The organism is Thermoanaerobaculia bacterium (assembly GCA_018057705.1).
Lineage (GTDB): Bacteria > Acidobacteriota > Thermoanaerobaculia > Multivoradales > JAGPDF01 > JAGPDF01.
In genome coordinates this window covers 1-6,911 of the sequence record JAGPDF010000130.1, presented here as the reverse complement: position 1 = coordinate 6,911, position 6,911 = coordinate 1, and the positions used below count along the sequence as shown (strand labels likewise).

Sequence of the window (6,911 nt, the reverse complement as noted above, 5' to 3'; positions counted from 1 at the left end):
GAGAGATTCGAAAAAAACTTTCACGAAACTCTTGCATCTCACGCGAAAATGTTGACAATGAAGAACAAATCAACGCTCTTCCGGAGCCTCTTTCCGTTTTTGTCTCGCGAGAGCGAGCGGGAAGCACAGCTCGAGGACCGGAAGGGAGCGATCGCGAGATCGCCTAACCGAGGGAGGTAGCGAATGGCAGCGAAGAAGAAAGCCGCGAAGAAGGCCACCAAGAAGCCGGTAGCGAAGAAGAAGGTCGCGAAGAAGGCCACCAAGAAGCCGGCCGCGAAGAAGAAGGTAGCGAAGAAGGCGACCAAGAAGGCCACCAAGAAGGCCACCAAGAAGCCTGCAGCCAAGAAGAAGGCGGCCAAGAAGGCCACCAAGAAGCCCGCCGCGAAGAAGGCCACCAAGAAGCCCGCCGCGAAGAAGGCCGCTCCGAAGAAGAAGGCCGCCAAGAAGAAGGTAGCGAAGATGGCTGCGCCGGCTCCCATGCCTGCGCCGTCACCGATGATGTAAGCCCGTCTCTCTTCGGCTCACCGATTCGAGCGGCCCTGGCGGGCGAAGTCACTCTTCGAAGCCAGGGCCGTGTTGTCTCCATCGTGTTGTCTCAGCAGGGCCCCGCGCCTCACCAACCCCCGCCGCCACCACCGCCCGAGCTGCCGCCACCACCCGAGCTTCCGCCGCTGCCGCTCGAGCTCGGCGCCGACACACCCGAAGACATCGCCGTCGCCGCCATCGCCCAGGTCGCCGAGGCGCCGCCGCCGCCGAACGCGCCGCCACCGCCGCTCCATCCACCCGAACCGCCGCCACTGCCCCAGCTGCCGCCGCCCGCCATCGACGTGTAGGTCGAGCCGCTGGTCTGGGCGAGTCCTCCGAAGCGGCGGAACCAGCGTTCCATCTTCGGGGCGAGTCCGAAGGCGAGCAGATAGGGGAACCAGCGATCGTCGAGCTGCGGCTCCCGCTTCGCGAGCTCCGCTTCGAAGTAGTCGCGCGCCGCGACGAGCTCCCTCCTCCGCGCGAGGCTCTCGGCGCTCTCGCGCGTCGCGAGGACGTTGGCCTGCGAACGCGCCAGCGCCAGCGCGACGAGCAGCGCGCCGGCGAGATGGCCGGCAGTCGCCCCGGGCCACCCCGAGAGAGCCCAGAGCGCGCCCGCCATCGCGAGCTCGGAGAGCAGCAGCAGGAAGGTCGCGACAGCGATCCCGCCGACCCGACCCTGCCCCGAGAGCGCCCCGATCCACCCTGGTACCGAGCCGGCGCAGAGCGCGAGCACGAGGACGACGCTGAGGCCGATCGCACCCGGCGTCTTTGGACCGAACAGACCGCTCGCGGAGGTGATCGCCGCGAACGTCAGCACGAAGAGGCCGGCCAGGAAGAGCAGCGCCGTCGGACGCCAGGACGGCTTCGGGCTGCCGTCGGCGAAACCGCGAACGCGCTTGAGGCTCGATTCGAGGCCGGACCGGATCTTCGCCGCGGGGTCGAAACCGGTGCTCTTGTAGCGCTTGCGGATCGCCTCGGTGTCGGTGAACCGGTCGACTCCGAACAGGCCGTCGATCAGCTTGCCCTCGTAGTCGGACAGGCTGGCACGGTCGGTGAGCAGCTCGAGGTGGAGGTTCTCGCTCTTCCAGATCCGTCCGGAGGTGGTGACTTCGGACTTGAGCTTGCCCTCCTGCGTCAAGCGGGCGAGCGTCGCCGCCACCTCGGCGCTGCCGACGTGGCGATCCCAGATCGCCCCGACGACCTCCGGCGGGAGGGAGAAGACTTTCTCCTCGAGCCAGGCGGCGTCGATCCGGGCGCGCGGCCCGGGCGCGAAGCGGCCGAGCGCGCGGTCGCGGACGCGCATGGCGAGCAGGAAGAACAGTGCGCCGGCGACGAATGCTGCCACGACACCGGTGCGCAGCCAGCGCGGCAGTTGCGGCGGCGCGGCGTTCGCCGGCGGAGTCTCGCCCTGGAAAGCGAAGTCGGTGGTGAGGACGAAGCCCTCGCCCGGGGCGAGCGGTCCCAACTCCCAGGAGACCGGGAGGCCCGCGGCCGCGCGCCACTCCGGCGCCAGCGCGAGGCGCACGACGAGGCGCTCGATGGCGCCGTCGCGGTCGGTGAAGGCGAACTGATGGTCGAGCTGATAGGCGCGCTCCCCGGTCTTCCTGAGCGCGCCGGTGATGCGGTAGTCGAGCCGGTAGTCGAGCGCAGTGGCGGCGAACTCCGGATCGGAGGGGCGGCGGCTGCGCCAGCGCAGCGTGTCGGACGAGGCCCAGGCGTAGCGGTCGACCTCGTCGAGACTGCCCTCCTCGAGCTCGGTGGCGCCCCCGCCGCTCGTGTGGAGGCGCACGAGCCGGTCGAGCGTCAGGCGCTGCCCCCGGCCGAGCCGGAAGACGCGCTCGCCGCCGTTCCAGTCGCCGGTGAAGACCATGCGCTGGGTCTCGGAGATCGCGAGCGTGCCGTCGGACTCGAGCCGCGCCTCGACCTCGAGCGCGCGCCAGTGAAGCTCCTTGGCCTGCGACCCGGAGGCGAGCGCGAAGGAGCCGAGCAGGGTGAGTGCGAGTGCGGAGCCGTGCTTCCTGGTGCGGCTGCGAGCCATCGTGTCCTCCGGAGTCTGAGGGCGGCGTTTGAGGAACTCTTTTCATATACTACCGGCGCCCGCTTTTCGAACCCTCCCGTCCGCAAGGAGACGCCCGTGAAACGATCCCCCGCCGCAGTTACCGCAGCCAGCGCAGCCATCGCAGCCACCGCCGTCCTTCTCCTCGGCACATCCGCCGTCGCCTTCGCCGCCGACAAGCCGAAGGCACCGTTCGAAGTCGTCGTCACCACCCTCGAAGGAGCGCCGGTCGAAGGCGCCGACGTCGCGATCACCAGTTCTTCCACGGTCACGCCGTTCTCGTTCACGGCGAAGACCGACGCCGCGGGCAAGTGCTCCGGCCAACTGGTCGAGTTCAAGGGCCTCTATAGCTTCAAGGTCGTGAAGTCGGGCTACAAGGAGTTCGCACAGGACGTCGACTTCGCCACGACCAAGTTCAAGAAGGGTGAAGTGGCGACGATCAAGGTCACCCTCCCGGCCATCACCGCCGTCGAGTACTACAACGAGGGCGCCAAGGCGCTGCAGGCGAAGGACCTCGCCCGCGCCGCGGCCCAGCTCGAGCTCGCGATCGCCGCCGACCCGAAGATGTCCAAGGCCTACAGCGTCCTCGCGCTCATCGAGCTCGAGCAGAGCCAGTGGGCGAAGGCGCTCGCCCATGCCGACCAGGCGCTGGCGCTCGATCCCAACGATCTGCACGCGGTGCGCAGCCGCTACGAGGCCCTGACCGGACTCGGCGACAAGCCGGGCGCCGACGCCGCCCTGACGGCGCTCGCCGCCAAGGACCGCTCGCCCGAGGTCGCGAAGCTCCTCTACAACGCCGGCGCCCTGGCCGGAAACGCCAAGGAGGTCGATCTCGCCCGCGCTCGCTTCAACGAGGCGCTGGCGATCGATCCGACCCTCCATCAGGCCCACAGCGCGCTCGCCGAGCTCGCCATCAAGGAGAAGAAGTACCCGGAGGCGGCCGCCGAGCTCGACAAGGCGATCGCCGTCGCACCGCGCAACTTCAAGGCCTACGAGCGCAAGATCGAAGTGTTGAAAGTGATGGGCGACAAGGCCGGCGCCGAAGCCGCCGAAAAAGCCCTGGCCGCGCTCAAGGCCGGCGGCTGAACGAAATCGGAAGTTCCGCCCGAAGATCGGAGCGTCTTTCCCGGGGCCGGCGTCATGCCGGCCTCATCCGTTTCCGGCGCCGGCCCCGATCGCGTCGCCGGTCCACAGGACGGCGTCGGCGGGGAAGTTGAAGTAGAACCACCAGCCGGAAATGCCGAGCCGAGTGTCGCGATCGTCGTGGCCGGCACAGTTGCCGGCACCTCCCGGCAGCAGTACGGTGATCGGGTCTCCGCCGACGATCGGCAGCCCCGCCGGGAGCAGCACGGTCGCCGCCTCGGCCTCGGAAAGGAAGCCGCGCATCAGCCCGGTCGCGAACCCTGTCACCGGCGTCGCCGTCCAGTCGCCGGCAATCTGCAGGTCCGTGAGCGGCAGCACGACTCCGTTGAGATCGAAGACCACGCGGCGCGGCGCGGAGACGAAGCAGGGACCGGCGACACTCGCCACCTCCGGGGTGTAGGGCGGGTGGGTCGTCCCGTCGAGCGCCCCGAGGCAGCTTCCCGCGGCCTGTCCGTCGTAGAGCGCGGTCTGCGGCACGCTTGCCGGATCGGGCGCGCAGGTCGTGCCGGCCATCGGCGCCGTGCAGAGGCCGTTCCCGAGATCGACCCTCAGGCCGGCAGCCGCCTCGTCGAACGGCCGGTACTCCAACAGAAACGAGCTGTCGAGGAGTCCGTCCGGTTCGCTGTCGCCCGTGATCGCCGCCTGGAGCTGGCCGTTGAACGACTGTCCCAGTCCAAACGGAAAGTCCTGGTCGGTGAAGTCGAAGCAGCCGACGATCGGGACGGTCACGTAGAGATGCGGATCGCGCAGGTCGAGATCGCTCAGGCGAAAGACCTCCGCGGGCGCAAGCGCCGGCTCACCGGCGCTCGCCGACCAGGCCAGGGTGTTGCCGCTTTCGAAGCCGTCGGCGAAGACGGAAGTGAGCTGGGCCCGAACCGGGGTGCCCGTGCAGAGGGCGGCCGATAGGAGGGCGAGGGCGATGCCGGAGACCGGGCTTGAGCTCGTCATGGCGGCGCAGGGTAGCACGCCGCCGTCGGGTCAGGGTGTCGCCTTCTCCCCGGCCTGCCGAGTCTCCGTGCTCCTCTCCACGGGGTAGTCCGGGAGGCGCGACCACTCCTCGAACGAGCCGTCGTAGAGCCGCACCTCGTGGCCGAGGCTGCGGGCCGCGAAGAGCACCGCCGTCGCCTGCTGGCCGATGTGGCAATAGGCGAGGACGACGTCGCCGGGCGCCACCCCGGCGGCCGTGAAGAGCTCCCGGAGCTCCTTCTCGGGGCGCAGGTGGAGGTCGGCCGTCGTCATGGCGTCGAAGGGAACGCTGCGGGCGCCCGCGATGTGACCCGTACGATGCGGGCGTTCCGGCGAGCCGCCAGTCTCGACGCCGGTGTAGTAGTCGGCGTCACGGGCGTCGATGAGCGCGAACCCGGGCTTCGCCCGGTGCTCGAGCACGAACTTCGCATCGACGATCGACGGCCGCAGCGCGAGCGGCTGGAGCTTCCCGGCGCGCGGCGCGGGTACTTCCGCCGTCACCCGATGACCGGCGCGCACCCAGGCGGGCTGACCGCCGTCGAGAAGCGACGTCTGCGCGCCGAGGCCGGCGTGGTCGAGCGTGAACAGCAGGCGCGTCGCCGGCGAGACCCAGTCTTTGCCGAAATAGACGACGATCCGCGAGTCGTCCGAGATGCCGAGCGCTTCGAGCCGCTGCCGCAGCTCCTCCGCCGGGAGCATCTGGAGCCGGAGATCGTCGGCAGTGGGCGTCGGCAACGAAAGCTCCCGCAGGGCGACGAAGCAGGCGCCCGGCAGGTGGGCGGCGTCGTATTCCGCCCGGTCGCCGACGTGCAGCAGCACGAGGCCGGGGTCTCCCAGGTGTCTGGCGAGCCAGCTGCTGGAGACGAGCCGATCGTTCTCCCCGGCGGGAGCCGCAGCGGGCGCCGGGGCCTGGCGACTGTGCCCAGCCATTGGGAGGAGGAAAAGCAGCGCAGCCAGGGCGCGACGGATTGCAGTCTGTCGGTTCATCCGAGTAGAGACGGATGGCGGGCCCGAAAGTTTGTCCAACGTTCCCACCCCGGGGGTCGTGTACCTTGCCGCCGGGTGCTGTAAGAATGGCCGCATCGAGGGGGGGCTGCCATGAATGTCTTCGTGACGGGTTCGACGGGCTATATCGGCAGCGCCGTCGCGGCCGCCTTCCGGCGCGCCGGACACCGGGTCTTCGGTCTCGCTCGCAGCTCCGAGAAGGCGCACGCCCTGGCGCGGGCGGAGATCGTGCCGGTGCTGGGAGATCTCGCGGCGCCCGAGAGTTTCCTCGCCGTCGCCCGGGGCTGCGACCTCTTCGTGCATTGCGCCTCCGAAAACTCGGTGAGTACGGTCGAGCGCGACCGCGCCGCGATCGAGAGCTTCCTCACCGCCTCGCGCGATGCGACCGCGCCGCGCGCTCTCCTCTACACCTCCGGCGTCTGGGTCTACGGCGACACCGGCGGCCGCACGGTCGACGAGACCTCGCCCCTCACGCCGCTCGACCTGGTGCGCTGGCGCGTCGAGCACGAGCAGATGGTCCTCGCCGCCACCAGCAGCCGGCTGCGTACGCTCGTCCTGCGTCCCGGCTGCGTCTACGGCGGCTCGGGCGGCCTCACGGTTCCGTGGTTCGCTTCCGCCTTGGCCGGCGAGGTCGAGATGGTCGGGGACGGCACGAACTGCTGGTCGACCGTACATGTCGACGATGTCGCAGAGGCCTACGTGCTCGCCGCCGAGCGCGCCCCGGGCGGCGAAGCGCTGAACATCAGCGACGGCACGAATCCACGCGTCGGCGAGATGGTCGCCGCTGTGGCGGCCGCGGCCGGCATTCCCGGGCGAATCACCCAGCTCGAGCCGGAAGACGCGGTCGAGCGCTTCGGCCCGCTGGCCGAGGGCCTGGGCGCGCACCAGAAGGTCGCCAACGCCCGCGCCAAGGCCGCTCTCGGCTGGCATCCCCGCCACGCCTCGTTCGTCTCCGAGGCCGACCTCTACTTCGCGGCCTACCGCGCGCATCAGGGCTGAGCCCGGCCGCGCTCGCACGCGGCGCATCACCTGAATCGGGGGGAGCGTCCATGAACAGCCGGCTGGTCGAGTTCGCCGAGCACTACTGGAGCGAGTACCTGGGGAAGATCGAGCAGGCCGTCGCTCCGCTCACCGATGAGCAGCTCTGGTGGCGCGCCGACGAGGGCAACAACAGCATCGCGAATCTCCTCGCCCACCTGCACGGCAACCTCTCGCA

At 69.7% G+C, this 6,911-nt stretch carries 7 protein-coding genes; 4 read left to right on the top strand and 3 right to left on the bottom strand.

The annotated features are described in order from the left end of the window. Positions 1-183 precede the first annotated feature (183 nt). Complete coding sequence (locus KBI44_20845) at positions 184-504, top strand: hypothetical protein (protein ID MBP9146932.1); 321 nt, start codon at positions 184-186, stop codon at positions 502-504. Between the two features lie 109 nt (positions 505-613). Here KBI44_20845 and KBI44_20840 read toward each other — a convergent pair whose 3' ends face one another. After that, positions 614-2,563 carry a DUF2207 domain-containing protein gene (locus KBI44_20840; GenBank protein ID MBP9146931.1) on the bottom strand — a complete coding sequence of 650 codons (1,950 nt, stop codon included), beginning with the start codon at positions 2,561-2,563 and terminating at the stop codon, positions 614-616. A gap of 96 nt (positions 2,564-2,659) precedes the next feature. Between KBI44_20840 and KBI44_20835 the strand changes: the two genes are divergently transcribed. Then, on the top strand, positions 2,660-3,667 hold the full coding sequence (locus tag KBI44_20835; GenBank protein ID MBP9146930.1) for a hypothetical protein: 1,008 nt from the start codon (positions 2,660-2,662) through the stop codon (positions 3,665-3,667). 63 nt (positions 3,668-3,730) lie between these two features. Here KBI44_20835 and KBI44_20830 read toward each other — a convergent pair whose 3' ends face one another. Together KBI44_20830 and KBI44_20825 are read right to left on the bottom strand one after the other, a co-directional pair. Continuing rightward, complete coding sequence (locus tag KBI44_20830; protein ID MBP9146929.1) at positions 3,731-4,672, bottom strand: hypothetical protein; 942 nt, start codon at positions 4,670-4,672, stop codon at positions 3,731-3,733. 30 nt (positions 4,673-4,702) lie between these two features. Beyond that, on the bottom strand, positions 4,703-5,509 hold the full coding sequence (locus KBI44_20825; GenBank protein ID MBP9146928.1) for a sulfurtransferase: 807 nt from the start codon (positions 5,507-5,509) through the stop codon (positions 4,703-4,705). A 279-nt stretch (positions 5,510-5,788) separates the two neighbouring features. On the opposite strand from KBI44_20825, the gene KBI44_20820 reads away from it, so the two are divergent. Continuing rightward, entirely contained in the window at positions 5,789-6,694 is a 906-nt protein-coding gene (locus KBI44_20820) for an NAD-dependent epimerase/dehydratase family protein (protein MBP9146927.1), read from the top strand. 50 nt (positions 6,695-6,744) lie between these two features. After that, the coding region (locus KBI44_20815) for a DUF1572 family protein (GenBank protein ID MBP9146926.1) at positions 6,745-6,911 on the top strand (167 nt) is incomplete at its 3' end.

Excerpts from the sequence above, each read along its gene's own strand:
- KBI44_20845 (MBP9146932.1), top strand. The coding sequence starts at position 184 with ATGGCAGCGAAGAAGAAAGCCGCGAAGAAGGCCACCAAGAAGCCGGTA.
- KBI44_20840 (MBP9146931.1), bottom strand. The coding sequence starts at position 2,563 with ATGGCTCGCAGCCGCACCAGGAAGCACGGCTCCGCACTCGCACTCACC.
- KBI44_20830 (MBP9146929.1), bottom strand. The coding sequence starts at position 4,672 with ATGACGAGCTCAAGCCCGGTCTCCGGCATCGCCCTCGCCCTCCTATCG.
- KBI44_20820 (MBP9146927.1), top strand. The coding sequence starts at position 5,789 with ATGAATGTCTTCGTGACGGGTTCGACGGGCTATATCGGCAGCGCCGTC.